Raw genomic sequence first — 25,199 nt, 5'->3', positions numbered from 1 at the left:
CTAGAGACTACGGATGGCCACCAGCGTCGACAGCGCAGCCTGCGTGGCTTCGTAGCCCTTGTCCTCGCGACTGTCGGGCAGCCCCGCCCGGTCCAGCGCCTGCGGGTCGTTGTCACACGTCAGGACGCCGAAGCCGATCGGTACGCCGGTGGTCACGCCGACCTGCATCAGCCCGTCGGTCGCGGCCTGGCAGACGTACTCGAAGTGCGGGGTGTCACCGCGGATCACGACGCCGAGGGCGATCACGGCGTCGTACCCGCTCTTTGCCGCGTGCAACGACGCCACCGGGAGCTCGAACGACCCCGGCACCCGGATCACCGTGTAGTCGGTGACCCCGGCCTCGTCCAGCGCGCGGATCGCACCGGCAACGAGCGCGTCGGTCACCTTCGGGTGCCACTGCGCGCCGACGATCGCGACCCGGGCCCCTTCGGCCCGCGGGGTCTCGATGGTGGGGGCTCCACTACCCGACATCAGCCGGCTCCGTTCTCTTCAGCCAGTACGCCGCCCGGCAGGTGATGGCCCATCCGGTCGCGCTTGGTCCGCAGGTACCGCAGGTTGTGTTCGGTCGGGTCGATCGAGATGCTGCGCCGCTCGACCACGTCGATGCCGTAGCCCTGGACCCCGGCCAGCTTGTCCGGGTTGTTCGTCAGCAACCGCACCGACGTGACGCCGAGATCGGCCAGGATCTGCGCACCGGTGCCGTAGTCGCGGGCGTCGGCCGGCAGCCCGAGGTCGAGGTTCGCGTCGACCGTGTCCCGGCCCGCGTCCTGCAACTCGTACGCCTGCAGCTTGTGCAGCAGCCCGATCCCCCGGCCCTCGTGACCGCGCAGGTACACGACGACACCGCCTTCGGCCGCGACCTGACGCAGCGCCTCGTCGAGCTGCGGACCGCAGTCGCACCGCAGCGAGCCGAACACGTCACCGGTCAGGCACTCCGAATGCAGCCGGGCCAGCGTCGGCCCGGCCCCGATCTCACCGCGGACCAGGGCCAGCTGCTCCGACCCGTCGACGATGTTCCGGTAGCCGTGGGCAACGAAATCGCCGTACCGGGTCGGCAGCGTCGTGGTCGCGACCCGCTGGATCTGACGCTCGGTACGGCGCCGGTAGCGGATCAGATCGTCGATCGACACCAGCACCAGCCCGTGCTCGTCGGCGAACTCGCGCAGCTCCGGACCGCGTTTCATCGTGCCGTCGTCGTTCACCAGCTCGGAGATCACCGCGGCCGGTGTCAGCCCGGCCATCCGGGCCAGGTCGATCGACGCCTCGGTGTGCCCCGGCCGGACCAGGACACCGCCGTCGCGGCCGCGCAGCGGGAACACGTGACCCGGCTGGACCAGGTCGTACGACTCCGACGCGGAGTCGGTCAGCACCCGGATCGTCCGGGCCCGGTCCGCGGCCGAGATCCCGGTGCTGATGCCGTCGCGGGCATCGACCGAGATCGTGTACGCCGTCCGCATCCGCTCGCGGTTGTGCGGGGTCATCAGCGGGATGCCGAGCCGGTCGAGCTCGGCCCCCTCCATCGGGACGCAGACCACGCCCGAGCTGTACCGGATCAGGAACGCCAGCAGCTCCGGCGTCGCCTTGGACGCGGCGAAGATCAGGTCGCCCTCGTTCTCCCGGTCCTCGTCGTCGACCACGATCACCGGCCGTCCGGCCCGGATCTCGTCGATCGCGTGCTCGATCGTGTCGAGTTTCAGAATGTTGCCCATCTCAGCCCACCACCACGGGTTCGGGGGTCACGGTGCGTTCCCGGTTCTGGATCCGCCACCACGAGGCGAACCCGATGACGCAGAAGAATCCGTAGACGATGTACATCGTCGCCGACGGGTAGAACTTCGCCTGGATCAACAGCGGTACGCCGACCACGTCCACCGCGATCCAGATCAGCCAGAACTCGACGAACCCGCGGGCCATCCCGTACGTCGCCAGGATCGAGCCGGTCAGGATCCACGCGTCCCACTGCGGTCCCCACGAACCCAGTTCGCGGAGCACGAAGTACGAGACGGCGTACAGCACGACCGCGAGGCCGAGCAGTTCGAGCCGCTCGCGGGCGGTCGCCCAGCGCGGCTGCACCGCGTTCGCGGCACCGCCGTGGCGGGTCTGGTACCAGCGGTACCAGCCGTAGAGGCTGACCAGGGCGAAGAACACCTGGCGCCCGGCCTGGCCCCACAGATCCTTGTCCTGCGGGGTGTCGAAGATCCCGCCGACGAAGACTGTGAAGAGCAGGATGTTGCCGACGATGCCGACCGGCCAGGCGGCCACCAGTCGGCGCATGCCGAACAGTGCGCTGCCGAGGCCGAACACGTTGCCGACGATCTCGCGGACCAGCACCGGCGAACCGGCGATGGTCACCTCGGCGTGCAGCAACCAGTCGATCACTTGGTGCCTCCCAGTAGGCGTTCGACGTACTTGGCGATCACGTCGACCTCGAGGTTGACGGTGTCGCCGACGGCGTTGCGGCCGAGCACGGTGAGCTCGAGCGTGGTCGGGATCAGGCTGACGCCGAAGGTGCCGGTCGCGTCGTCCACGTCGGTCACCGTCAGGGAGACGCCGTCGATGGCGATCGAACCCTTCTCGGCGACGTACTTGAGGATGTTCGCGGGCGCGGCCACCCGGACGTCTTCCCAGTGCTCGCCCGGCGTGCGGCTCGCGATCGTGCCGACCCCGTCGACGTGGCCCTGGACGATGTGCCCGCCGAGCCGTGCGTGGGCCGGCACCGCGCGCTCCAGGTTGACCTGCGAGCCCTTGGTGGCCTGGCCGAGGCTGGTGCGCTGCAACGTCTCCCGCATCACGTCGGCGGTGAAGGTGCCGTCACCGTGCTCGACCACCGTGAGGCAACAGCCGTTGACGGCGATCGAGTCGCCGTGCCCGGCGTCCTCGGTGACCTTCGGGCCGCGGATGGTGAGCCGGGCGGCGTCCCCGTCCAGCAGGTCCAGTGACTCGACCGTGCCGAGTTCTTCGACGATTCCGGTGAACATTCAGCGTTTCCTTTGGAGTTCGAGCGGCGTCAGGGTCAGCCGGACGTCGTCGCCGAGGCGGGTGACGTCCGCTAACTTGAACCGCCGCAGGTGGTCGATCGATTCCGCCCCCAGGTCCCCGATCGCGGCGTACCCGGAGCCGAGCACGGCCGGGGCGACGTACGCGACGATCTGGTCGACCAGCTGCGCGCGGAGGAAGGCGGCGGCCAGCGTCGGACCGCCCTCGAGCCAGAGGTGCCGGATGTGGCTGTCGTCCAGCTGCCGGAGCACCTCGGCCGGGTCATGGGTGGGCAGTAGGAGCGTCGGCGCGCGGTCGTTGCGGATCTTCGCGGTCGGCGGGATCTCCCGGTCGCCGACGACGACGCGCAGCGGCTGCCTGGCGGCCGGTACGTCGTTCTCGTCGCGGACCGTCAGCTCCGGGTCGTCGACCAGCACGGTCTGGGTGCCGACCGCGACCGCGTCACACTCGGCCCGCTTCCGGTGCACGTCGGCGCGCGCGATCGGTCCGGTGATCCACCGGCTGCTCCGGTCCGGAGCCGCCGAGCGCCCGTCGAGAGTGGTGGCGAACTTCCAGGTGACGAACGGCCGGCCCATCCGGACGCTGTGCAGCCAGACGTGGTTGACCGCCTCGGCCTCGGTCTGGAGCACGCCCTCCTCGACCTGGATGTTCTTGCTCCGGAGCTTGTCCGCGCCACCGGAGGCCTGCTTGTTCGGGTCCGGTACGGCGTACACCACCCGGGCCACCCCGGCCGCGATCAGCGCGTCGGCGCACGGCCCGGTCCGGCCGGTGTGATTGCACGGTTCCAAGGTCACGTACGCCGTACCGCCGCGGGCCCGATCACCCGCCATGGTCAGTGCCTCGACCTCGGCATGGGGGCCACCGGCAACGGCGTGGAAGCCCTCACCGACCGGATGACCGTCCCGTCCGGTGATGACACAGCCGACCACCGGGTTGGGGTGGGTGCTGCCGATGCCCTTCGCGGCCAGCTCGACCGCCCGTCGCATCCAGGCGACATCGATCGGCGAAGCGTTGTTCACTCACGGTCCCTCGTCGTCACGGACGCACTCCGGGGCTCGTGACAACCGGCATGCACGCACTGCCGTCCGGAACTGCCCACTCGCCGTTGAGGCTCGCGTCGCCGGACGTCAGAGCGCACCCGCCGATCGCGTGCGCCTCCCATCCGGACTTTCACCGTCGGTCCCGGAATTCCACCAGGTCAACCGGCCGCTCAACCGCTGCGGCCGGGTCGCGGACTATTACCGCCGGCTCGGAATTACACCGACCCCGGAGCACGCGAGTGGGTTCACTCGTACCTCAAGTGTGCCACTGCCACCCCAGTCCACCAGGACCCAGGTCACATCCTGGGCACCCGCCGGGTGAGCGCGAGCGCCACCGAGGCGGTCACACAGGCAGCCGCGACGGTCAGGATGAGGGGCCGGTAGCCGAACGCCTCGGCCAGCGCCGCACCGGCCAGCGGCCCGACGGTGGCCATCGGCAACCACCGCGCCGACACACTGGTGACGAGCCGCCCGCCTCAGAATTCATCAACCGCAGTATTTCACTGGCGGCGGGTTGACCGAGGCGGGCCGGTGGGGCGGTAGGTTCTTGCCGGTGGAGGCGTTTGCGGGCCGGTATCGGCTGATCGACCTGATCGGGACCGGCGGGATGGGCTCGGTCTGGCGGGCGTGGGACCTGCGGCGGTCGGCGTACGTCGCGGCGAAGGTGCTCGGGCAGCACGATGCGGCCGCGTTGCTGCGGTTCGTCCGGGAGCAGTCGTTGCGGATCGAACACCCGCACGTGGTCGCACCGCATGGGTGGGCGGCCGACGACGACAAGGTCGTGTTCGCGATGGACCTGGTCCGCGGCGGCTCCGTCGCGACGCTGCTCGGCGACCACGGCCCGCTCCCCACGTCGTACGTCGCCGTCCTGCTCGACCAACTCCTGCACGGCCTGTCCGCAGTCCACGCGGCCGGCGTCGTACACCGCGACCTGAAGCCCGCCAACCTGCTCCTCGACGCCACCGGCAAGGGCCGCCCGCACCTCCGCCTGTCCGACTTCGGCGTAGCCGGCCTCCTCAACGAGCCCCGCATGACCCGCCACAGCACCGTCCTCGGCACGCCCGGCTACATAGCCCCCGAGCAACTGGCCGGAGCCGACCCCGACCCACGTCAGGACCTGTACACAGTCGGTGCCGTCGCCGCCGAGCTCCTCACCGGAGAGCGGCCCGGCCCGGACGGCAAGCTCCCACCCGTCGATGGGCCGCTGGCCGAATTCATCCGCCGCAGTACGGCGACCGACCCGTCCCAACGCCCCGACTCCGCCCACGCCGCCGGCCGCCTCCTCGCCGAGTCCGGCGCCCTCCCACCCGCCCAGACGACCCCCTGGTCCACCCAACCCGACTCCCCCGAAGTCTTCGACCAACTCCCACCCCTGCCAGTCACCTGGACGCCCACCGGCCCGGCCAAGCAACCGGACACCCGAACTCCCGCACCGAGCCACCGCGAGACCACCTCGGTCGCACCACCCTCCGCCTCCGCCCCAGGTCGGAGTCGACTGTTGGTGTGGGTCGCAGCGGTGAGTATCACCGGCGCGGTCGCCCTGCTCGGCACCGCCGCCTGGCTCCTCCTCGGCTGACCGCAAGAACAAAGCCCGGGCCGTGGGGCCCGGGCTCTGTTGGGAGTTAGTTGTACGGCGGTTGTTGTGGCGGCTGGGGTCCGCCCTGGTTCGGGTACTGCGGCGGCACCTGGTTCGGGTGCTGTGGGGCGCCTGACCAGCCGCTCGGCTGGACGATGGCCGGCTTCTTGCGGAGGCGGAAGACCGCGAACAGGCCGACCAGGAGGAGCGCGACGCCGCCACCGGACAGGCCGGCGATCAGGGCGACCGGGGTGCTGTCGCCGGAGTTGGTGTCGCTGCCCTGGACCGGGCCGCCGGCCTGGGTGCCGTTGCCGTTCTCGTTCTCGTTGCCACTCTCATTGCCGTTCTCGTTGCCGGACTCGGACGGCTCGGCGGTCGGTGACGGGGTGACCGAGGTGCCGGCGACCGGGGTGGCGCCGTCGACGTACTCCGGCTTCCCGGCGCCCGCCGTGCCGACCACTCCGACTGTCAGCGTGACCGGGACGGTGAACGCCCTGTCGTCGTCCTTCCGCGTCATCGAGACGGCGACGTAGTACTCGCCCGGCATCGACGTACCGGTGTCCTGGTTGTTGGCACCGTCGCGGTTCAGGTACCGGATCTCCTTGGTGGTGAGCCCCTGGACGGCACCCTGCCTGGTGAGCACGCTGCGCTTGCCCGATCCTCCCGGCACCTTCTTCGCGAACACCGAGTACACGTCCTCACCGATCGGCGAGATCAGCGCCGCATCCAGGTAGCGGATGCCGCCCAGCGCCTCACTCGTCGCCGCGCCGAGCTGCGGCACCGTGACCTGAGCCTGGATCCGCTGACCCCAGTCGGCCTTCACCCGGTACAGCTGGAGCTCGCCCGGCATCAGGGTCGTCTTGTAGCTACCGGGCTCGAGCAGCGGCGCGTCCGGGAAGCTCGATCCGGGGACGATCTCACGCGGGGTCGACCCGGGCATCGGGGTCCACACCGGGTCGCCGGCCTCGGCGGGCAGGTTCGCCGTCGACGTCACCGGCGGTTCCTCGTCGATCCGCAGCTCGAACGGAACACCCTTGAGCTCGCGGTAGTCCTTGCCCGGCGAGACGGTCAGCACCAACTGGTCCTCGTCAGCGCACTCCTTCCGCCAGTCGGACCAGCTCGAGGCGGTGCCGGTCGCCAGTCCTTGGTCACTGCCGAACACGCGCGGGTAGCTCCAGCCGCACTCGTCACCGCCGAGGGTCTTGAGCTTCACCTCGGCCTGGATCACCAGCTCGTCGCCGGGATTCCGCCGGAAGCTCACCCCGGCCCGGAGGGTGGAACCCTTGATGCTGCGCTTGATCAGGTAGTACTTCGCGGTCTGGTCGCCGCCGAACGTGTCCGAGTAGTGGCCCGGGGCAAGCTCCGGAGCACCCTCCTGCTGCGCGGCACCCTGGACCGGCTCACCGGAGATCCGGAACGGACGGAACGCTCGCGTGGACAAGCGATCCAGCCCTGCCTCGAGGTCGATCGTCGAGTCGGCGTCGTAGTAGTCACCGCGGCCCTCACGAGCGACGCACTGCAGCTGGCTGCGCGCCTTCCCGCCGACCCGGAAACCGACCACGTCGATCTTCAGATCGATGCCCTGCTTGGCGATCGACTGCGCCACCACGCACGGGTCGGGCGCGCAGGTCGCCTCACCGTCCGAGACGAGCACGATCGTGCGCTGCCCAGTCGCGCCGAGGTCCTTGGCGGCCTGCTGGAGCGCGTACCCGATCGGCGTCTCGCCGTACGGCTTGTACTTCGCGATCGCGGCCTGCAGTTGCGGCCGGTTGTTCGTGCCGATCGGCACGGTCAGCTGGGTGTCCGTGCACGCACCGGGCTGGGTGCGCTTGAACACGGTCGCGCCGTACACCCGCAGGCCGACCTCGGCCTCGGCCGGCAGCTTCGTGACCACCTTGGTCAGCGCGGTCCGCGCGGCGGCGATCTTGGTCTGCCCGTCGCCGGCCGGCTCCTTCATCGAGCCGGACGAGTCGAGCACCAGGACCAGCTTGCTGCCGGCTGGGTCGGGGTCGGCGTGCGCGGCCGGGATGGCCAGACCGGCCAGTAGGGCGGTCAGCGTGATGGCGAGGATCGCCCACACCGCGGGGCGGCGGTGTCCCTGCAGAGCCGTCATCGTTTCCTCCAGTGAGATTCGCTGCCGCAAACACTCTCAGTTTGCAATCGCAAATGTCAAGCCGGTACATCCCACGCCTGGAACTGGGCTTGGTCGGTGGCTGCGCGGCTGGAAATTTGCGTTCGCGACTGCGAAGATGTTTGCAGTCGCTACCGAGCGGCGGGCGGTCAGAGGGGATCACGCGAATGGACCAGACAGCGCACAACCTGCGGCAGCAGACCGAACTGTACGGCGAGCCGCTCGGTGAACTCGTGCGCCGGGTGGCCGGGCCGCTCGGTCTGACCCAGGGTGCGCTGGCGCAGGTGATCGGGCTGTCCGCGCCGATGTTGTCGCAGCTGATGAGCGCCCAGCGGGTGAAGATCGGCAACCCGGCCGTGGTCTCCCGACTCCAGGCACTCGACCAACTCGCCCAGCGGGCGTCGACCGGGGGGATCCCGCCGGACGACATCCCGGCCGCGCTCGACGGCATCCGCGGCGCCACCGGCGCCTTCACCCGCTCCACCCCGACCGCGCAACTCCCCGGCTCGTCCGGTGCGGCACCGTTCGCCACCCCGCCGGCACTGCCCACCACGCCCGCTCGACCTGTCGCGCCGGAAGCTGCCACGAGTGCGCCGCCCTCCGCGCGCGCCGTCGTCCGCGAGATCCAGGACCTCTTCCGCGCCGTCGCCTCCGCCGAGGAGATCCAGCGCGCCGCAACCGCCATCGCCCCCGACTCCCCCGCCCTGGCCGAACTCCTCCGCACCTACGGCACCGGCCGCACCGCCGAAGCCCTGACCCACTACGAACACCACCACGGCTAACAGTCGGCGCGGGGTGATCCGCGCGGGTGATCCTCGCCACGCCGCACGCGCGCGCAGTGTGCTGGGCGTCACTCTCCAGCCCGCCCAGAGTGCTCGATATAGCACAAGGCGGGTGGACATTTCGGGGGTGTCTCAGTGGGTGTCGGGGTGGAATGGCGGGGACGGGGGTGAGGTTGGGTTCGGAGGCGGGGCGATCAGCTCCGTTCTGACCAACGGTTGTGAGGAGATAGTTGTGCGCGCCTTCAGGGGCTTTCGACGGGTTGTCGCGGTGGGAGCGGCGGTTGCGCTGGCGGTGTCGATGGTTGCCTGCGGCAGCGATGACGACCCGGCCGCGAGCGGTTCGGATCTGGGGCTGATGGACTCCGGGACGCTGCGGATCGGGACACTGACCGACGCGCCGCCGAACGTGTACGTGAAGGACGGCAAGTTCACCGGGTTCGACAACGACCTGATCACCGCGGTGGCGGCCAAGCTGAACCTGAAGCCGGAGTTCGTCGGCACCGACTTCTCCGCGCTGCTCTCGCAGGTGAACGGCGGCCAGTTCGACCTCGGCAGCTCGTCCATCACGGTGACCGAGGCCCGGAAGAAGACGGTTGCCTTCAGCAATGGGTACGACTTCGGCTACCTCGGCCTGAACACGACCAAGGACTCCGGCATCACGAAGTTCGACCAACTCCAGGGCAAACGTGTGGTCGTTGTCCAGGGCACCGTCCAGGACGACTACGCCACCCAGAAGGGCCTCGACCCGGTCCGGGTGCCGAACTACAACGCCGCTCTCGGCCAGCTCAAGGCCGGTACGGCGGACGCGTGGGTCTCGCCGGCCGAGATCGGCGAGAAGATGGCCAAGGAGCAGGGCGGCGGAACCGTGATCCTGGCCGCGAAGGAGCTCAGCGACGCGCCGATGGCGTTCGCGGTGGCCAAGAACAACGACAAGCTGCGCGAAGCGGTGAACAAGGCCCTCGACGAGGTCATCGCCGACGGCACCTGGACGAAGCTGGTCGAGCAGTACTACCCGGGTCGCGCCGTACCGGCGAACTTCAAGCCGGGTAGCGGCTCGGTGCAGTTCACGACCCCCAAAGCTCCCGCAGCCGGCTGATCGATGGACATCTGGTCCACGCTGAACGACACCTTCCTCGACTGGGGGTCGATGCGGGAAGTCCTGCCCGAGATGCTCAAGGTGGGACTGGTCAACACCCTGATCCTGGCGGCCGCCTCGGTCGTGCTGGGCACGCTGCTCGGCATGATCGTGGCGGTGATGGCCCTGTCGCGGAAGCGCTGGCTGCGCTGGCCGGCGAAGATCTACACCGACATCTTCCGCGGCCTGCCGGCGATCCTGACCATTCTGCTGATCGGCCAGGGCCTGTCACCGATCACCCGGCACTGGTGGGGCCCGAACCCGTATCCGCTCGGCATCCTCGCGCTGTCGCTGATCGCGGCGGCGTACATCGGCGAGATCTTCCGCTCCGGCATCCAGAGTGTGGAGAAGGGCCAGCTCGAGGCGGCTCGTGCGCTCGGGTTCACCTACACGGCCGGGATGCGGCTGGTCGTCATTCCGCAAGGGGTACGACGAGTGCTGCCGGCGCTGGTGAATCAGTTCATCGCGCTGGTGAAGGAGTCGAGTCTGGTCTACTTCCTCGGGCTGCTCGCCAGCCAGCGGGAGCTGTTCCGGATCGGACAGGACGCGGCCGCGACCAACGGCAACCTGTCGCCGTTGCTGCTGGCCGGCATCTTCTACCTGGTGATCACGGTGCCGCTGACCCACCTGGTGAACTACTTCGACAAGCGGCTGCGGGAAGGACGTCCGGCGGACGCGAGTCGCGCGGACGACGTCGTACGGGAGGAGCTGGCGCATGCAGACCACCGTTGAGACGGCGGCGAGTCTCCAGGTCGAAGGGATCGAGCTGGCGTTCGGTAGCAACAAGGTGCTGCGCGGCGTCGATCTCGCCGTACCGGCCGGGCGTACGGCGTGCGTGATCGGGCCGTCCGGGTCCGGGAAGTCGACGTTGCTGCGGGCCATCAATCGGCTGCTCGAACCGGATGCCGGGGACGTCCGGCTGGGCGGCGAGTCGGTACTGAAGAGCAACCCGGACGAGCTGCGGCGACGGATCGGGATGGTGTTCCAGCACTTCAACCTGTTCCCGCACAAGACCGTGCTGGAGAACATCACCCTGCCGCTGCGCAAGATCAAGAACCTCGGACCTGAGGAGGCTCGGGCCGCGGCGCTGGAGCAGCTCGAGCTCGTCGGCCTGGGCAACAAGGCATCGTCGCGACCGGGCAATCTCTCCGGTGGTCAGCAGCAGCGAGTGGCGATCGCCCGGGCGCTGGCGATGAAGCCCGAGGTGATGCTGTTCGACGAGGCCACCTCGGCGCTCGACCCCGAACTGGTGAAGGGTGTCCTGGGTCTGATGGCTGATCTCGCGCAGGCCGGGATGACGATGGTCGTCGTCACCCACGAGATGGGGTTCGCCCGCGAGGTCGCCGACCAGGTCGCGTTCATGGACCACGGTGTGGTGGTGGAGTCCGGCGTACCGGAGCAGATCTTCACGGACGCGGACTCGCCGCGGCTGCAGCAGTTCCTCTCCCAGGTGCTCTGACCCCTGGCGGAAATGGTTGCCTGGGGCCACTATGAGGAGTGGCCCAACACCGGGCCGACCATGGCTGGGGGATGGTTGCGGTGAGAGATCTTCGACTTCCGGTGCGGCTGATCCCCGCAGCACTCGCCGTCGGGCTGAGCACCGCGCTCGGCCTGGCGGCGAGTGACACGCCGGCGCAGAGCGCTCCGACGGTGAAGCCTCAGGCAGCGACCACGGCACAGGCCAAGTGGGTGTATCTGACCTTCGACGACGGCCCCAGCCCGCGGTACACGGCGCAGGTCCTGAAGATTCTTCAGACCTACAAAGTGCGGGCGACCTTCTTCGTGATCGGGCAGAACGTCAAGCACTACCCCGCCCTGACCCGACGGGCCGATCAGCGAGGTCACAGCGTGCAGAGCCACACCTGGTCGCATCCGAATCTGACCAAGGTCAACTGGTCGGCCTTCAAGTACCAGATCCGGACCACGGACCGGTACGTCCGGGCTCAGACCGGCTACACCCCGCGCTGCCTCCGGCCGCCGTACGGCGCGACGAACCGACTGGTCGCCAGGCGGGCGGCCACGCTCGGCAAGGAGATCAAGCTGTGGTCGGTCGACCCGCGGGACTGGACCCGTCCCGGGTCGTCGGTGATCGCGCGCCGGGTGCTGGCGAAGGTACGGCCTGGCTCGGTGATCCTGCTCCACGACGGCGGTGGCAACCGGAGCCAGACGGTCGCGGCGCTGCCGACGATCCTGCGCACGCTCAAGGCCCGCGGCTACGTCTTCTACCCCCTGTGGTGCCACTAGCGTCCGCTATCCGTGGATTGTTGACGCGACAGCGGCGTGGGTACTCGCTTTCCGGCGGATCGTGCCGATCGTGGACGGGTGAGGAAGTGAGCCCACCACCGCCCTGGGGGACACATGGCTTTGACGCGCTCCGGCCACCGCCTGGTCGGTTTGGCGATGATGATGGCGATCAGCACCGTGATCGGCACGGTGGTGGTCGCGGCTGCCCGCACGCCCAGTCCACCGCCGCCGACCCCGCCACCGGCAGCAGCACCGGCCCAGAAGGCGCTGCCGGCCAAGTACGTCGTCCTGACCTTCGACGACGGTCCCGATCCGGTGTACACCCCGCTGATCCTCGAGGTGCTCGCGAAGTACGACGCCAAGGCGACGTTCTTCGAGGTCGGCCGGAACGTGGTGAAGCATCCGGCCCTGACCAAGCGGATCCACGCCGCCGGGCACAGCGTGCAGAACCACACCTGGACCCACGCGGATCTCCGGACGCTGTCCGCGACGTCGTTCCGGCAGCAGATCGCCTCCACCGACCAGGCGATCCGCGCTCAGACCGGTGGTACGCCGGCCTGCCTGCGACCGCCGTACGGCGCGGTGAACAGCACCGTCACCAAGCAGGCGAAGGCCCTCGGCAAGGACCTCGTCGTCTGGGACATCGACTCACGCGACTGGACCAAGCCCGGTACGGCGGCGATCGTCAAACGCGTGGTCGCGGGGGTCCACAACGGCTCGGTGATCCTGATGCATGACGGCGGCGGCAACCGCAGTCAGACCGTCGCCGCCCTGCCGACGATCCTGAAGACGCTCAAGGCACAGGGCTACGGCTTCCGCACCCTCACCTGCTAGGCGAGCGCCTCGACCAGCGGTACGACGTCGGCGATGGACTCGACGATGCGGGTGGGGCGGTACGGGAAGCGGTCGACCTCGTGCTCGCCGGTCGAACCGGACAGCACGAGGACGGTGCGCAGGCCGGCCTCGAGACCGCTGATGATGTCGGTGTCCATCCGGTCGCCGATCATCACCGAGGTCTCCGAGTGCGCCTCGATCCGATTCAGCGCGCTCCGCATCATCAGTGGGTTCGGCTTGCCGACGAAGTACGGCGCGACGCCGGTGGCGCGGGTGATCAGCGCGGCCACCGAACCGGTCGCGGGCAGCGGTCCCTCGGTCGACGGGCCGGTCGGGTCCGGGTTGGTGGCCAGGAACCGGGCACCATCCGAGATCAGCCGGATCGCCCTGGTGATCGCCTCGAACGAGTACGTGCGGGTCTCCCCCAGGACGACGTAGTCCGGCGCCCGCTCGGTCAGCACGTAGCCGATCTCGTGCAACGCCGTGGTCAGGCCGGCCTCGCCGATCACGTACGCCGTACCGCCGGGGCGCTGGTCGTCGAGGAACTGGGCGGTGGCCAGCGCACTGGTCCAGATCGCCTCCTCGGGGACATCGATGCCACCGGCAAGCAGTCGGGCGCGCAGGTCACGGGGTGTGAAGATCGAGTTGTTGGTCAGCACCAGGAACTTCTTCCCGGACTTCTGCAGCGAGGCGATGAACTCACCGGCCCCTGGAATGGCGCGTTCCTCGTGCACCAGCACGCCGTCCATGTCGGTCAGCCAGCTGTCCACGGGCTTGTGCTCGGTCATCCGCACTCCTTGGTTGCCGAAGCTGACCGGCCCATCGTAGCGATCGGTCGAAACTGTCGGTGGCAGGCGTGAGAATGCGGCCCATGGAGCTTTCCGGGTACCGCGAGCTGTGGCGCACGCACGGCGTGATGGCGCTGCTGGCCGCATCACTGCTGGCGCGGTTGCCGGTGCTGGCCACGATGGTGCCGGTCGCGTTCCTGGCCAAGGACCTCGGCGGGTCGTTCCGCTGGGCCGGAATCGTCGCGGGGGCGTACTCGATCGGCATGGCGATCGCCGGACCGCTGTGGGCCAGGACGGCCGACCGGCGCGGTGCCCGCGGGGTGCTGCTGGTGACCGGGATGTCCTGGAGCGTGGCGCTGGCGGCGCTGGCCGCTCTTCCAGCCGGGCTCTATCGGTTGATGCCGGTGCTGACCTTCCTCGCCGGTGCGCTCGTCCCGCCGGTGATGCAGACACTGCGGGCCGCCTGGCCGCGGGTTGTCCACGGTCCGGCATTGCGGACGGCGTACGCGGTGGACGCGACCGCACAGGAGCTGCTGTTCATCGTCGGCCCGATGCTCGGGGCAACAGCTGTGAGCGTGGCGAGCCCGCGACTCGGTGTGCTGCTCGCGGCCGCGATGTCGGCCGCCTTCATCTGGTGGTACGCGTTGCAGCAACCCCCAGCGCTCGACCACGACGACGCGAGCCAACCACGGCTGACCGCGCGGCAGCTGCTGTGGCACCGGCATCGCCTGCCGTTGATCCTGGCCTTCGGCCTGTGGGTGATGGCGTTCAACGGCATCTCCCTCGGCATCGTCGCGTTCGCGGACGAGCACGGTGAGCGGCTGATCGCAGGGATCCTGGAGGCCGTCTGGGCGTTCGGCAGCCTGGTCGGTGGTGCGGTCGCCGGTGCGTTGCCAGGGCGACGTACGTCGTACCTGTGGCGGCGGGCGGCTCTGGTCACGGTGGGCATGCTGCTGTGTGTGTTCGCGACCTGGTCACCGGTGGCGCTCGGTGTCGCGCTGGCTGTGTCCGGCCTGACGCTGGCGCCTGCGATCGGTGCCTTGTACGAGCGTCTTGGCGCGCTCACCCCGGACACCGTGCGCACCGAAGTCTTCGGCTGGATGGGGAGTGCGGCGATGGGCGGGGCCGCGATCGGATCGGCCGTGTCCGGCGCGGTGGTCGAGAGCTTCGGCGTGCGTTACGTCTGGCTGGTCGCGACTGTCCTCGCAGCGGGTGCGCTGATTCTCTTACTCAGAGTCCCACCGGAACGTCCCGCCGGAAGCAGGACCACCGAGTCAGCTGGAGGCCTGCTCGGCGAGGGTGCGTAGCTGGTCGACCATCGCGTTGGGGTTGTCGGCGGCGTAGACGGCCGAGCCGGCGACGAAGACATCGGCGCCCGCGTCGGCGCAGCGCTCGATCGTGTCCATCGAGACGCCGCCGTCGATCTGGACCCAGAGGTCGAGCCCGTGCTTGTCGAGGAGCTGGCGGGTCCGGCGGATCTTCGGCACGCACACGTCGAGGAACTTCTGGCCGCCGAACCCAGGCTCCACGGTCATGATCAGGATCATGTCGAGCTCGGGGAGCAGATCCTCGTACGGCTCGATCGGGGTGGCGGGCTTGAGCGCCATCGCGGCCCGGGCGCCCTTGGCGCGGATCTCCCGGGCGGTGCGGATCGGGGCCCGGCAGGCCTCGATGTGGAAGGTGACGCTCGAGGCGCCGGCCTCGACGTACCCGGGTGCCCACCGGTCCGGGTCCTCGATCATCAGGTGGCAGTCGAGCGGGGTGTCGGTCGCCTTCGCCAGCGACTCGACCACCGGCAGGCCGAGGGTGAGGTTCGGCACGAAGTGGTTGTCCATCACGTCGACATGCAGCCAGTCGGCGTTCGACACGGCGGCCGCCTCGTCGGCGAGCCGGGCGAAGTCGGCGGACAGGATGCTCGGCGCGATCTGAATCCCCATGGGCGTCAATCTACCGACGGGCCCTGACCCACTCGACGACCCGGTCCACCGAATCGACTGCCTCGACGCCGGCAGGCAGCGGTGGGCGGCGGATCACCACCACGGGTACGCCGAGCTCCCGCGCCGCAATCAGCTTGGCAGCCGTCTGTTCGCCGCCGCTGTCCTTCGTCACCAATACGTCGATCTGGTACTGCCGCATCAGCGCGAGCTCGCCGTAGACGTCGTACGGGCCGCGGTCGAGGATCAGCTCGCACCAGGTCGGCACTGGCTCCGGCGGCTCCACACAGCGCGCGAGCATCCACACGCCGCTCTGCTCGAAGGCGGCCAGTCCTTGGCGTCCGATGGTGAGGAACGCTCGGGTTCCAACACTGGGCAACAGTCCGGCCGCCTCAGAAGGCGTGTCGACCCAGTGCCACAGGTCACCCGCAACCGCGGTCCAGCCCGGGCGGCGGAGGATCAGCAGCGGTACGCCGACCTCGCGAGCAGCCGCGACGGCATGCTCGGTCATCGTGGCGGCAAACGGATGGGTCGCGTCCACCACCGCGTCGACGGAGTTGTCCCGCAGCCAGTCGACCAGCCCGTCGGTGCCGCCGAAACCACCCTGCCGGACCTCTCCGACCGGCAGGCGCGCGTCGGTGATCCGGCCCGCGAGCGATGACACCACCTGGAGATCTGGCTCGGCCGCGAACGCGGCAGCGAGTGAGCGTGCCTCGCCGGTGCCGCCGAGCAGGAGGACCTTCATCGGGTCCGCGTGGTCGAGTACAGGTGGCTGTCGCGGAAAGCCGTCGCCGACAGGACCTTGCCGACGATGATGACCGCGGTACGGCGGATGTCCGCGGCCCGCACCTGGTCGGCGATGCCGGCGAGGGTGCCGCGCAGGATCACCTCGTCGTCGCGGGACGCCCGTGCGACCACAGCGACCGGGCAGTCGGCGCCGTACGCCGGTGTGAGCTCGTCGACCACGCGGTCGATCACCTGGACGGCGAGGTGCAGCACCATCGTGGCCCGGCTGGCGCCCAGGGTGGCCAGATCCTCGCCGGCCGGCATCGCGGACGCCCGGCCCGCGATCCGGGTGAGGATCACCGTCTGACCGACCTCGGGAACGGTCAGCTCCCGGCCGAGGCTGGCCGCGGCCGCCGCGTAGGCGGGTACGCCGGGCGTCACGTCGTACGGGATGCCGAGGTCGTCGAGGCGGCGCATCTGCTCGGCCATCGCGCTGAAGACCGACGGATCGCCGGAGTGCAGCCGGGCGACATCGAGTCCGTCGGCGTGCGCGGCGGCGAGTTCGCTGATGATCTCGTCGAGGTTCAGGTCCGCGGTGTCGACCTTGCGGGCGCCGACCGGGCAGTGGTCGAGGAGCTCGACGGGGACGAGCGCACCGGCGTACAAGCAGACCGGTGACGAGGCGATCAGGTCGTGGCCGCGGACGGTGATCAAATCGGCGGCGCCCGGTCCGGCCCCGATGAAGTGCACCGTCACTTGGTCACGCTCCAGATCGTCACGGGCATGGCGGGGCGCCAGCCGGTCATGGTTCCGACCGCCGAGGCGCGCTGGACGTCGAGGCGGACGAGGTCGCCGCCGAGTTCGCCGTACCAGCGGGCGATCAACGCTTCGGTCTCCAGCGTCACACCGTTCACCACGAGGCGGCCGCCGGGGGCGAGGGCGTTCCAGCAGGCTTCGACCATGCCCGCCGCGGTCGCTCCCCCACCGATGAAGATGGCGTCGGGTGTCTCCAGTTCGTCCAACGCGGCGGGAGCCTTGCCCAGCACCACCGTCACCGACGCCCCGAGCCCGGCAGCGTTGCGCTCCAGGCGCTTGGAACGGTCGGGATCGCGTTCGATCGCAATCGCCCGGCAGGTGGGGTGGTGCCGCGACCACTCGATCGCGATGCTGCCCGCACCACCGCCGACGTCCCACAGCAGCTGCCCCGGAACCGGCGCGAGCCGTGAGAGCGTCACCGCACGGACCTCGCGCTTGGTGAGCTGCCCGTCGTTCTCATACGCATCGTCGGGCAGCCCGGGCACAGTCGGGAGCAGCGGTGCACCGGAGTCCGCCTGGCACTGCACGCCGATCACGTTGAGCGCTTCGACGTCGCCAGACCACTCCGCAGCCGACACCGTCCGCACGCGCTCCGACGGTCCACCGAGGTGCTCGAGCACAGTCACCGAGCTAGAGCCGTAACCACGCGCGACAAGCAGTCCGGCAACCTCTGCAGGCGTGTGCGCGCCCCAACTCAGTACGACCAACCGCCGCCCGGGCTGTACATGCGGGTGCACGAGCTCCACCGGGTGACCGACCAGACTGACCACCTGCACCTGGTCCTGCGGCCACCCGAGTCGTGCACACGCCAGTGACACGCTCGACGGGTGTGGAATCACCTGTACGGCGTCCGCGCCCAGCAGCCGGGTCAGCGTCGTACCGATGCCGTGAAAGGTCGGATCCCCACTGGCCAGGACACACACCCGTCGCCCGCGGTGCTCGTCCAGCAAGCCGGGCAGGGACTCGGACAACGGCGAGGGCCACGCAACGCGCTCCGCCTCACCAGACGGCACGAGAGCCAACTGCCTCGCACTGCCCATCACCACCTGAGCTGACTCGACAGCACTCCGCGCGGCAGGCGATAGCCCGTCCCACCCGTCCGCACCGACACCAACGACTGTCACGACGTCAGCCGGCATTGCCCAGCACCTTCGTCACCGTGATCTCGATGACCACCCGTTGCGGGTTGACCCGCGGCTCCCGGTAGCGCTTGGCATACCGCCGTACGGCGTCCTCCACCCGCTCGGGATCGTCGCTGACCATCGCCCGCCCCTCCAGCGTCGACCACCGCCGCCCATCCACCTGCGTCACCGAGACCGCAGCAACGCCGGCCTGACGGATCGTCCGAGCCTTGTACGACGTCCCCGAACAGATGATCCGCGCCACACCGGTCGACAGGTCCAGCGTCGCGCCGACCGGTGTGGAGTGCACCGTCCCGTCAGCCCGGACGGTGCTCAGAACACACAGATGCCGCTCCGTCCAGAACTCGGCAAACTCCGGCGACCGCTCAATCCAAGGCACCCCGCGATGGTAGGTCAGCCGATGTCGCGGCGGCGGAAGGTGGCTAGACCTGCCAGCGTCAGGGCCGCGGCGATGGCTGTCAGCCAGAGGACCGGGGTGACGGAGAAGTCGCCGCCGGGCAGCCGTGGGGTGTGGCCGTACGGGCTGAGGTTCATCACGCTCTCGGGCAGGTTGAAGATCGCGCCGAACTGGCCGATCAGCAGGAAGACGCCGAACAGGACCCACGCACCGGTGACCAGCTTGGGCGCCAGGCCGAACAGTACGACGACCAGCGCCGTGACCAACCAGATCGCGGGAAGCTGGACGGCTGCCGCCGCGAGCATCCGGGGCACCTGACGACCCATGTTCCCCAGCGAGGCACCACTGGAGATGCCGGAGCCGAGCCCTGCGACCAGGATCAGCGCACCCGTCCCGAACAGGGCCATCAGCACGTGACTGCCCAGCCACTGCGCCCGCGTGACGCCGGTGGCCAGCAACGGCTCGGCCCGGAGCGCCGTCTCCTCCGACCGCAGCCGGAGCGCCGCCTGGATGCCGAAGGCCGAGGCGAGCAGTCCGACCATCCCCATCTCGGTCGCCAGGAACGCGTCCGTGATGCCGTTGACACCGCCGAGCTTCTCCACCATCTCCTTGGCGCTGTCACTGGTCACGAACCCGTCCACGTTGCTGGCGATGTTGCCCACCAACAGCCCGAGCAGCAGGAACGCGAAACCCCAGCCGTACAACGAGCCTCGGTGCAGGCGCCACGCCAGCGCGAGCGGCGATCGCAGCGACGGTGACGCGATCGCAGGCCCCGGCCGCGGCCGCACCAGGCCGGCACCGACATCGCGCCGCCGGATCAGCGCCAGCGCACCGGCGACCAGCACGGCCATGAACACCAGCGGCACCAGTACGACGACGTACCGATCACCGGCGAACGCCCGGACCTGCTGGGACCATCCGATCGGCGACAGCCACGACACCCACTCGGACTTGCCGTCGGCGGACGAGTCGCCGATGGCCCGCAGTACGTACGCGATCCCGAGGATGACCGCGGTGAACCCGTTCGCGGCGCGGGCGCCTTCGGTCAACTGAGCGGTCACCGCAGCCACGCCCGCAAACGACAGCCCGGCCGCGACCCACATCAACCCGAAGGCGAAAGAACCGCCCGCCGGCAGTCCGACACCGATCAACGAGAGAGCAGTCAGCAGCCCCAGCAGTACGACGGTCCCCGACGACACGATCAGAGCCGCGGCCAGAGCGGCGTACCGGCCGAGGACTCCGGCGCTCAGCAACTCGAGCCGGCCGGACTCCTCCTCGGTCCGCGTGTGCCGTACGACGAGGATCGCGGCCAGGAGCCCGACCAGCGCCGCACCGAACGCGGTCAGCTTGAACAACGAGAGCTCCCCGAGCGAGGTCTCGTCGAAGATCCGGCCGTACAGCGACACCAGAGCCGGCGATGCGTTGGACGTCCGGGCCGCCTCGACCCGGGAGGCGACGTCCGGATAGAGGTCGATCGACGCCTGCGCCGATCCGGCCGCCATCGTCACGAACACCACGATCCACACCGGGATCAGAACCCGGTCCCGGCGCAGCGCGAGCCGCACCAGGGTCCCGGTACCGACGAAGTCGGCTGTGCTTCTTGTTCGCTCGCTGCGCTCGCTCATCGGACCGCCGCCATCGGTTCGGCCTCGTCCTCGTAGTGGCGCAGGAACAGCTCCTCCAGCGTCGGCGGCTGCGCGACCAGGCTCTTGATCCCGCTCGCAGACAGTTGCCGCATCACCGCATCCAGCTGGGCAGTGTCCACCTCGCACCGGACCCGGTGGCCCTCGACATCGAGATCGTGGACGCCGGGCAGCGACGCCAGGCCGTTCGGCGACCCGGCCAGCTCGGCGTGGATCGACGTACGGGTGAGGTGGCGCAGGTCGGACAGCGTGCCGGTCTCCACCACCTTGCCGCGGCGGATGATGCTGATCCGGTCACACAGGGCCTCGACCTCGGACAGGATGTGGCTCGACAGCAGCACGGTGCGGTCGCGCTGGCGCTCCTCCTCGATGCACTGCCGGAACACCTCCTCCATCAGCGGGTCCAGGCCGGAGGTCGGCTCGTCGAGGATGAGCAGCTCGACGTCCGACGCGAGCGCCGCGACCAGGGCGACCTTCTGCCGGTTGCCCTTGGAGTAGGTGCGGCCCTTCTTGGTCGGGTCGAGGTCGAACCGGCCCAGCAGGTCGTCCCGCTTCTTCGGATCCAGACCGCCACGGAGCCGGCCGAGCAGGTCGATCACCTCGCCGCCGGTCAGGTTCGGCCAGAGGTTCACGTCACCAGGGACGTAAGCGAGCCGGCGGTGCAGCTTCGCCGCGTCGTGCCACGGGTCGCCGCCGAGCAGCGAGACGTCACCGGCGTCACCGCGCAACAGCCCGAGCAGCACCCGGATGGTGGTGGACTTCCCGGCGCCGTTCGGGCCGAGGAATCCGTGCACCTCACCGGTCGCGACCTCCAGGTCGAGACCGTCGAGGGCGTGCGTACTTCCGTACGACTTGTGCAGTCCTGAGACCACGATGGCTGATGTCATGATTCATAACGTACACTTCATTCAGAAGATTGTGAATCTTTCTAACACGTTGTTCACCGGTCAGGTTTCCGGGTGACGAAGAGGGGATGATGGGGCGGTGAGTGCACAGCGAGACGACGAAGCCGTCCGGCGGTACACCGAGCAGTTCGGCAACCTGCTCGCCGACACGGGCTGGCCGCGGATGGCCGGCCGGGTCTTCGCCGCCATCTTGTCCAGCGAGGAGGGACGGCTGACGGCCGCCGAGCTGTCCGATCAGCTGCAGGCGAGTCCGGCCGCGGTCTCGGGCGCGGTCAACTATCTGCTCCAGCTCCGCCTGGCCAACCGCGAGCGCGAGCCCGGCAGCCGTCGCGATGTGTACGTGGTCCAGGACGACGCCTGGTACCAGACCATGATGAGCGAGGACCAGGCTCTCGTCCGCTGGTCCGCCTCACTGCGCAAGGTGCTCGACGCGTCCGGCGAGGGCACCGCCGCCCACCGCCGGATCCGGGTGTCCCTCGGTTTCATCGACTTCATCGGCGAAGAGGTCAAAGGCCTCAGCGAGCGCTGGGTCAAGCGCAAGGCCGAACTCGACGCCGAGCTCGATGCCGAATTCGGCAGCCGCGACGCCTGAACGTGCCGGAGGGCCCGGCGGACACCTGTCCGCCGGGCCCTCCGAACGTCCGAGCTACCGCAGCGTGCCGGCGGCGACGGTGTCCAGGGCCTGCTGGAGCAAGGGGTTCACCTTGTGCCCGCCGGCCTTGGACGTCGGCAGGTGTACGGCGTTGCCGTCGATCGGGCCGTTGACCGGGTAGACGGACAGCTCCGCCGGGAGTGGCGACGTACCGCAGACTTGGTTCTTGCCGGGGAGTTCTCCGGTGAAGACGAAGGTGTCACCGATCGCCTCGGCGCAGGACGACGCCGAGCCGACGTACTGGCCGTGCTGGCCCTCGTCGTCGATGGCGACGAACCGGGTCGCCTTCGACGTGTCCTTGTGGGTCCGCAGCGCACCCTCGTACGCCGTCGCCGGGTCGAGCTCACCCTGGATCATCAGCATCCGCGGCGAGCCCTTCAGGTCGAGCTTGCGGTCCTGCGGCGCGTACGGCCAGAAGGCGCAGAACGGTACGCCGTTCATGTAGCCGAAGAAGTCGTATTTGGCGGCCATCCGGTCCGCCTCGCGCAGGTAGAACCGCGGGTCGCTGTTCCACTTCGTGTCGTTGCAGCGGACCGTCGTTCCGATAGCACCGAGGTTGACCACCGCGTCACCGGTGGACTTGGCCGCGGCCTCGCGGGCGTCGGCGATGATCGAGTGGGTCGAGTCGACCCGCAGCGCCGCCGCGGTGGTGGCCGCGGCCGGCGTCACGCCGTACCGGGCCCGCATCGCGGCCAGGGTGTCGAACGCCTGCAGTTCCGGCGAGATCCGGGCCCAGGCGCGGTCGACGTGCCGCAACTCGATCCGGCCGGACGTGGACGGGTCCTTCAGGTACTCGTCGTGGATCAGGATGTCGAGCGTCCCCCGGATGAAGCGGATATTGCCGTACTGAACGCTGTAGATCGTGCCGTCGAGGTCGTCACCGCGCACCGACGAGGTGCCGGCCTTGACCAGCGTCACCAGGCCCGCCCGGATCCCGTTGTACGTCGCCCGCACCTGCTTGAACGTGCTGCCCAGGCCGTCGATCTGGTCAGCGTGCCGGGCGATCCACGGGAACAGCTGGGTGTCGCGCCGGCGCTGGCCGGAGAACGGGTCGAAGTTCACGTTGTCCCACTGGGTGTGGGTCCAGTCCATGTTCGAGTCGATCACGAACCGGCCGACCTTCGACGGGTAGGTGTCGGCGTACCAGCCGCCGAGCCAGGTGCCGTAGCTGTAGCCGATCAGGTTCAGCTGCCGCGCCTGGAACAGGGCCCGCAGGAACTCCATGTCGTACACGGTCTGCTGGCTGCTGACGAACTGGCCGAACTCGGTCGCCGAGCACGCGTCGGCGTACAGCTTGGCCTCGGCCACCTCGACCGCGTGGGTCTGCCGGGTCCGCTCCTTCAGGTCCGGTGTCGTCGGCAGCGCGTTCAGCGCCTCGGTCGTGGTCAGGCACTGCAGCGGAGTGCTCTGGCCGAACCCGCGCGGGTCGAATCCGAGCAGATCGAAGTCGCTGAACAGTTGTGTCTTCTCCACCGCCAGCGAGGCCGACAGGGTCAGGCCCGCGCCACCCGGTCCGCCCGGGTTGGTGGTCATCAGGCCCTTCGACGTACCGGTCGCCTTGCTGTAGGCGATGGCGACCTCGACGTCGGGGTGCGCGTCCGGGTGCGCCCAGTCCATCGGGACCTTCACCTTCGCGCAGTTGGTCGTCGGCGCCTGCGGGTACAACCGCTTGACCTGGGCGTCGAACGAGCAGACCGACCACGTGATCGGCTGGTCGAGGTACTTCTGCGGGATGGACGGGACCGGCGGATCCACCGGACCTCTGGCCGCGGGCACTGCCGAGGCCGAGCTGATGGCCACCTGGGGCACAACGAGTGCCGCAGCCAGGGCCAGAGCGATCTTGGGAAGTCTGATCACGCTGTCAACTCCAGTGTGTCCGGGCGGGTTCAGGAGACAGCAACGTATTCCGGAAAGTCCACCAGGAACACCCACAAAAGCAAGGTCAAGGGCAATCCCTAAAGCTCGTAGACGGTGAAGATCGTGCAGTACATCGGCGGGGACTCCAGCCCGGGGTAGTACAAACGCCCAGCGTCATCGGTGATCTTGAAGTACGCCGTGGACGCGCCCACCTGGGACGGCGCCTGCAACGCCATCGACACCGTCACGATCTCCCCCGGTACGGCGTCCGGCAGCGGAGCGCGATGTGGTGACCGCAACCACCCCGGCGTACCCGCCGCGCCCTGCCGGGTCAGCCAGCGATCATGCCAGGGCCGCTCACCGCTGTTGCGGATCTCCCAGGTCTTCTCGAACGCCTGGTCCCGGCACACCCGCGTCCCGTCCGGCACCGTCTCCCCCACCAGCTCCGCCCGGTCCTCCGGGTGGTGGTCGACGGGCACGGATCCACCGAGCAGCACCGGCTGGATGTGCCGGCGCATGTCCCGCAACGTCATGTCGCGACCGGCTCGGACGGCGGCATCCAGCTCCATCAACTGGTTGACCAGCGCCTGTCCGGCACCGAACGAGGCGTCGTACCACTCGATCAGCTCGCGGCTGGGTTTGGTGTGTCCGCGCTCGACCCGGGACAGGTGGCCCTTGTCCCAGCCCGACTGGGCGGCGGCGCGCGACAGCGGTACGCCGGCCGCCTCCCGGAGCTCACGCATCCGGCAGCCGATCACAACACGAGCCTGTGCTGGCCTCACGGCGCACTCCCGAATCGTTCGTTGCCCACTGCGACAACACCGTAACCCTCTGATTCTCTGTAAGTCAGTGCCAGTTCGCCACTGACTGAGCGAAAAGGACAAACATCATGCGTACCGCCCTCCTGCGCAGCACTGCTCGGATCACCGCAACCCTCCTGCTCGGCGCGACCGCCCTGGTCAGTGCCGGCACCCTCCCCGCGCACGCCGCCACCGGCACCGTGGTCACCGACAGCGGGCTCGGCGTGACCATCCGGTCCGGTAATGCCACCAGCTTCGGCGCGGTCGGCACCCAGCCGAACGGCCCGGTCGAGATCGACTGCCAGATCTACGGCGAGCCGGTGACCGGCAAGTTCGGCCGCAGCCTGATCTGGGACCACGTCCCCGGCAAGGGCTACATCTCCGACGCGTACGTCGACACCGGCAGCTCCGGCCTGGTCGCACCGCTGTGCACCAGCAACCCACGAGCCGACAAGTCGATCGCCTGGTACTCCGCTCGCAACGGTTCGACCGCCTACCAGGGGTACTGCGAGATGGCCGCCGAGAACTCCTACGGCAAGACCGGGATCTACGCCTCGGCCAAGGCCAACTGGAACGATGCCGTCGCCCGCGGCGCCGCCCACCGCGGCGACCTGAACCCGCCGAAGGGCGCCCTGGTCTTCTGGGACCTGGCCGCACCGTACGGCCACGTCGGTGTGGCCCGCGGTGACGGCTACTTCTGGGCCACCAGCGTCAACGGCAAGATCGGCCTGGCCAAACTCCCGTACTTCTCCAGCTACCTCGGCTGGGCCTGGCCGAACTTCTGACCACCTCTCACCCGA

27 protein-coding genes and 1 riboswitch are annotated in these 25,199 nt (G+C 69.3%); of the genes, 10 read left to right on the top strand and 17 right to left on the bottom strand.

The features are described from left to right. From ribH to ACGFIF_RS42545, 6 genes are all read right to left on the bottom strand, one after another. Positions 1-471 (bottom strand): 6,7-dimethyl-8-ribityllumazine synthase, encoded by a 471-nt coding sequence (ribH, locus tag ACGFIF_RS42570; protein ID WP_393163311.1) that lies wholly within the window; start codon positions 469-471, stop codon positions 1-3. Next, positions 471-1,709, bottom strand: a complete 1,239-nt coding sequence (locus tag ACGFIF_RS42565; protein ID WP_393163309.1) for a bifunctional 3,4-dihydroxy-2-butanone-4-phosphate synthase/GTP cyclohydrolase II — start codon at positions 1,707-1,709, stop codon at positions 471-473. Before ACGFIF_RS42565 ends, ribH begins: the two co-directional genes overlap by 1 nt. Before the next feature lies 1 nt (position 1,710). After that, entirely contained in the window at positions 1,711-2,379 is a 669-nt protein-coding gene (gene pnuC / locus ACGFIF_RS42560) for a nicotinamide riboside transporter PnuC (protein WP_393163308.1), read from the bottom strand. Next, positions 2,376-2,978, bottom strand: coding sequence for a riboflavin synthase (locus ACGFIF_RS42555; protein ID WP_393163307.1), 603 nt, complete (start codon positions 2,976-2,978; stop codon positions 2,376-2,378). Before ACGFIF_RS42555 ends, pnuC begins: the two co-directional genes overlap by 4 nt. Next, complete coding sequence (ribD, locus tag ACGFIF_RS42550) at positions 2,979-4,016, bottom strand: bifunctional diaminohydroxyphosphoribosylaminopyrimidine deaminase/5-amino-6-(5-phosphoribosylamino)uracil reductase RibD (protein WP_393163305.1); 1,038 nt, start codon at positions 4,014-4,016, stop codon at positions 2,979-2,981. 126 nt (positions 4,017-4,142) lie between these two features. Then, a riboswitch (FMN riboswitch) is annotated at positions 4,143-4,276 on the bottom strand. A gap of 57 nt (positions 4,277-4,333) precedes the next feature. Further along, positions 4,334-4,471: a hypothetical protein gene (locus ACGFIF_RS42545; RefSeq protein ID WP_393163303.1), complete on the bottom strand. Its 138-nt coding sequence runs from the start codon at positions 4,469-4,471 to the stop codon at positions 4,334-4,336. Between the two features lie 119 nt (positions 4,472-4,590). On the opposite strand from ACGFIF_RS42545, the gene ACGFIF_RS42540 reads away from it, so the two are divergent. Then, positions 4,591-5,613: a serine/threonine-protein kinase gene (locus tag ACGFIF_RS42540; protein WP_393163301.1), complete on the top strand. Its 1,023-nt coding sequence runs from the start codon at positions 4,591-4,593 to the stop codon at positions 5,611-5,613. Between the two features lie 46 nt (positions 5,614-5,659). Here the strand turns inward: ACGFIF_RS42540 and ACGFIF_RS42535 are convergent, their stop codons facing one another. Continuing rightward, positions 5,660-7,726 carry a VWA domain-containing protein gene (locus ACGFIF_RS42535; protein ID WP_393163299.1) on the bottom strand — a complete coding sequence of 689 codons (2,067 nt, stop codon included), beginning with the start codon at positions 7,724-7,726 and terminating at the stop codon, positions 5,660-5,662. A gap of 185 nt (positions 7,727-7,911) precedes the next feature. Between ACGFIF_RS42535 and ACGFIF_RS42530 the strand changes: the two genes are divergently transcribed. The 6 genes from ACGFIF_RS42530 (at position 7,912) to ACGFIF_RS42505 (ending at position 12,739) form a co-directional block, all read left to right on the top strand. Beyond that, positions 7,912-8,526: a DNA-binding protein gene (locus ACGFIF_RS42530; protein WP_393163297.1), complete on the top strand. Its 615-nt coding sequence runs from the start codon at positions 7,912-7,914 to the stop codon at positions 8,524-8,526. Positions 8,527-8,794: 268 nt separating this feature from the next. Continuing rightward, positions 8,795-9,622 carry an ABC transporter substrate-binding protein gene (locus tag ACGFIF_RS42525; RefSeq protein WP_393163295.1) on the top strand — a complete coding sequence of 276 codons (828 nt, stop codon included), beginning with the start codon at positions 8,795-8,797 and terminating at the stop codon, positions 9,620-9,622. Between the two features lie 3 nt (positions 9,623-9,625). Next, positions 9,626-10,393 carry an amino acid ABC transporter permease gene (locus ACGFIF_RS42520; RefSeq protein ID WP_393163293.1) on the top strand — a complete coding sequence of 256 codons (768 nt, stop codon included), beginning with the start codon at positions 9,626-9,628 and terminating at the stop codon, positions 10,391-10,393. After that, on the top strand, positions 10,377-11,120 hold the full coding sequence (locus ACGFIF_RS42515; RefSeq protein WP_393163291.1) for an amino acid ABC transporter ATP-binding protein: 744 nt from the start codon (positions 10,377-10,379) through the stop codon (positions 11,118-11,120). The genes ACGFIF_RS42520 and ACGFIF_RS42515 overlap by 17 nt, the downstream gene beginning before the upstream one ends. Before the next feature lie 80 nt (positions 11,121-11,200). Then, entirely contained in the window at positions 11,201-11,905 is a 705-nt protein-coding gene (locus ACGFIF_RS42510; protein ID WP_393163289.1) for a polysaccharide deacetylase family protein, read from the top strand. Positions 11,906-12,019: 114 nt separating this feature from the next. After that, a complete protein-coding gene (locus ACGFIF_RS42505; RefSeq protein WP_393163287.1) occupies positions 12,020-12,739 on the top strand; it encodes a polysaccharide deacetylase family protein in 720 nt (239 codons plus the stop codon). Here the strand turns inward: ACGFIF_RS42505 and ACGFIF_RS42500 are convergent. Beyond that, positions 12,736-13,527, bottom strand: a complete 792-nt coding sequence (locus ACGFIF_RS42500; protein ID WP_393163285.1) for an HAD-IIA family hydrolase — start codon at positions 13,525-13,527, stop codon at positions 12,736-12,738. The genes ACGFIF_RS42505 and ACGFIF_RS42500 overlap by 4 nt on opposite strands. A gap of 83 nt (positions 13,528-13,610) precedes the next feature. Between ACGFIF_RS42500 and ACGFIF_RS42495 the strand changes: the two genes are divergently transcribed. Beyond that, on the top strand, positions 13,611-14,834 hold the full coding sequence (locus ACGFIF_RS42495; RefSeq protein ID WP_393163283.1) for an MFS transporter: 1,224 nt from the start codon (positions 13,611-13,613) through the stop codon (positions 14,832-14,834). On the opposite strand, the gene rpe is transcribed toward ACGFIF_RS42495, so the two are convergent. The 7 genes from rpe to ACGFIF_RS42460 are packed head-to-tail and all read right to left on the bottom strand — an operon-like array spanning position 14,802 to position 21,072. Next, the gene (gene rpe / locus ACGFIF_RS42490) at positions 14,802-15,464 is read right to left on the bottom strand and encodes a ribulose-phosphate 3-epimerase (protein ID WP_132207848.1); all 663 of its coding nucleotides are present in this window, start codon (positions 15,462-15,464) and stop codon (positions 14,802-14,804) included. The two genes, ACGFIF_RS42495 and rpe, sit on opposite strands and share 33 nt — an antisense overlap. A gap of 10 nt (positions 15,465-15,474) precedes the next feature. Next, positions 15,475-16,206 carry a cobalt-precorrin-6A reductase gene (locus tag ACGFIF_RS42485; RefSeq protein WP_393163281.1) on the bottom strand — a complete coding sequence of 244 codons (732 nt, stop codon included), beginning with the start codon at positions 16,204-16,206 and terminating at the stop codon, positions 15,475-15,477. Further along, positions 16,203-16,943 carry a precorrin-4 C(11)-methyltransferase gene (gene cobM / locus ACGFIF_RS42480; protein ID WP_393163279.1) on the bottom strand — a complete coding sequence of 247 codons (741 nt, stop codon included), beginning with the start codon at positions 16,941-16,943 and terminating at the stop codon, positions 16,203-16,205. Before cobM ends, ACGFIF_RS42485 begins: the two co-directional genes overlap by 4 nt. Continuing rightward, a complete protein-coding gene (gene cbiE, locus ACGFIF_RS42475; protein ID WP_393163277.1) occupies positions 16,940-18,142 on the bottom strand; it encodes a precorrin-6y C5,15-methyltransferase (decarboxylating) subunit CbiE in 1,203 nt (400 codons plus the stop codon). Before cbiE ends, cobM begins: the two co-directional genes overlap by 4 nt. Next, positions 18,132-18,524 carry a PPOX class F420-dependent oxidoreductase gene (locus tag ACGFIF_RS42470; protein ID WP_393163275.1) on the bottom strand — a complete coding sequence of 131 codons (393 nt, stop codon included), beginning with the start codon at positions 18,522-18,524 and terminating at the stop codon, positions 18,132-18,134. Before ACGFIF_RS42470 ends, cbiE begins: the two co-directional genes overlap by 11 nt. A gap of 14 nt (positions 18,525-18,538) precedes the next feature. Further along, the gene (locus tag ACGFIF_RS42465) at positions 18,539-20,167 is read right to left on the bottom strand and encodes an ABC transporter permease (protein ID WP_393163273.1); all 1,629 of its coding nucleotides are present in this window, start codon (positions 20,165-20,167) and stop codon (positions 18,539-18,541) included. After that, positions 20,164-21,072, bottom strand: coding sequence for an ATP-binding cassette domain-containing protein (locus tag ACGFIF_RS42460; protein ID WP_393163271.1), 909 nt, complete (start codon positions 21,070-21,072; stop codon positions 20,164-20,166). Before ACGFIF_RS42460 ends, ACGFIF_RS42465 begins: the two co-directional genes overlap by 4 nt. A gap of 97 nt (positions 21,073-21,169) precedes the next feature. Between ACGFIF_RS42460 and ACGFIF_RS42455 the strand changes: the two genes are divergently transcribed. After that, positions 21,170-21,682 (top strand): GbsR/MarR family transcriptional regulator, encoded by a 513-nt coding sequence (locus ACGFIF_RS42455; RefSeq protein ID WP_393163269.1) that lies wholly within the window; start codon positions 21,170-21,172, stop codon positions 21,680-21,682. A 54-nt stretch (positions 21,683-21,736) separates the two neighbouring features. On the opposite strand, the gene ACGFIF_RS42450 is transcribed toward ACGFIF_RS42455, so the two are convergent. Continuing rightward, positions 21,737-23,599, bottom strand: coding sequence for an alpha/beta hydrolase (locus ACGFIF_RS42450; protein WP_393163267.1), 1,863 nt, complete (start codon positions 23,597-23,599; stop codon positions 21,737-21,739). 98 nt (positions 23,600-23,697) lie between these two features. After that, positions 23,698-24,381, bottom strand: coding sequence for an NBR1-Ig-like domain-containing protein (locus tag ACGFIF_RS42445; protein WP_393163265.1), 684 nt, complete (start codon positions 24,379-24,381; stop codon positions 23,698-23,700). A gap of 107 nt (positions 24,382-24,488) precedes the next feature. Here ACGFIF_RS42445 and ACGFIF_RS42440 point away from each other — a divergent pair, with 107 nt between their 5' ends. Continuing rightward, positions 24,489-25,184 (top strand): CHAP domain-containing protein, encoded by a 696-nt coding sequence (locus ACGFIF_RS42440; protein WP_393163263.1) that lies wholly within the window; start codon positions 24,489-24,491, stop codon positions 25,182-25,184. Positions 25,185-25,199 lie beyond the last annotated feature (15 nt).

It is taken from the genome of Kribbella sp. NPDC049174 (genome assembly GCF_043197365.1).
Taxonomy (GTDB): domain Bacteria; phylum Actinomycetota; class Actinomycetes; order Propionibacteriales; family Kribbellaceae; genus Kribbella.
Note: the sequence above shows the minus strand (reverse complement) of the source record. Positions and strands in the feature narration are given on the sequence as shown.

Excerpts from the sequence above, each read along its gene's own strand:
- ACGFIF_RS42505 (WP_393163287.1), top strand. The coding sequence starts at position 12,020 with ATGGCTTTGACGCGCTCCGGCCACCGCCTGGTCGGTTTGGCGATGATG.
- ACGFIF_RS42535 (WP_393163299.1), bottom strand. The coding sequence starts at position 7,726 with ATGACGGCTCTGCAGGGACACCGCCGCCCCGCGGTGTGGGCGATCCTC.
- ACGFIF_RS42460 (WP_393163271.1), bottom strand. The coding sequence starts at position 21,072 with ATGACATCAGCCATCGTGGTCTCAGGACTGCACAAGTCGTACGGAAGT.
- rpe (WP_132207848.1), bottom strand. The coding sequence starts at position 15,464 with ATGGGGATTCAGATCGCGCCGAGCATCCTGTCCGCCGACTTCGCCCGG.
- ribH (WP_393163311.1), bottom strand. The coding sequence starts at position 471 with ATGTCGGGTAGTGGAGCCCCCACCATCGAGACCCCGCGGGCCGAAGGG.
- ACGFIF_RS42440 (WP_393163263.1), top strand. The coding sequence starts at position 24,489 with ATGCGTACCGCCCTCCTGCGCAGCACTGCTCGGATCACCGCAACCCTC.
- ACGFIF_RS42465 (WP_393163273.1), bottom strand. The coding sequence starts at position 20,167 with ATGAGCGAGCGCAGCGAGCGAACAAGAAGCACAGCCGACTTCGTCGGT.
- ACGFIF_RS42515 (WP_393163291.1), top strand. The coding sequence starts at position 10,377 with ATGCAGACCACCGTTGAGACGGCGGCGAGTCTCCAGGTCGAAGGGATC.
- ACGFIF_RS42520 (WP_393163293.1), top strand. The coding sequence starts at position 9,626 with ATGGACATCTGGTCCACGCTGAACGACACCTTCCTCGACTGGGGGTCG.
- ACGFIF_RS42500 (WP_393163285.1), bottom strand. The coding sequence starts at position 13,527 with ATGACCGAGCACAAGCCCGTGGACAGCTGGCTGACCGACATGGACGGC.
- cbiE (WP_393163277.1), bottom strand. The coding sequence starts at position 18,142 with ATGCCGGCTGACGTCGTGACAGTCGTTGGTGTCGGTGCGGACGGGTGG.
- ACGFIF_RS42495 (WP_393163283.1), top strand. The coding sequence starts at position 13,611 with ATGGAGCTTTCCGGGTACCGCGAGCTGTGGCGCACGCACGGCGTGATG.
- ACGFIF_RS42555 (WP_393163307.1), bottom strand. The coding sequence starts at position 2,978 with ATGTTCACCGGAATCGTCGAAGAACTCGGCACGGTCGAGTCACTGGAC.
- ACGFIF_RS42565 (WP_393163309.1), bottom strand. The coding sequence starts at position 1,709 with ATGGGCAACATTCTGAAACTCGACACGATCGAGCACGCGATCGACGAG.
- ACGFIF_RS42485 (WP_393163281.1), bottom strand. The coding sequence starts at position 16,206 with ATGAAGGTCCTCCTGCTCGGCGGCACCGGCGAGGCACGCTCACTCGCT.
- ACGFIF_RS42545 (WP_393163303.1), bottom strand. The coding sequence starts at position 4,471 with ATGGCCACCGTCGGGCCGCTGGCCGGTGCGGCGCTGGCCGAGGCGTTC.
- ACGFIF_RS42530 (WP_393163297.1), top strand. The coding sequence starts at position 7,912 with ATGGACCAGACAGCGCACAACCTGCGGCAGCAGACCGAACTGTACGGC.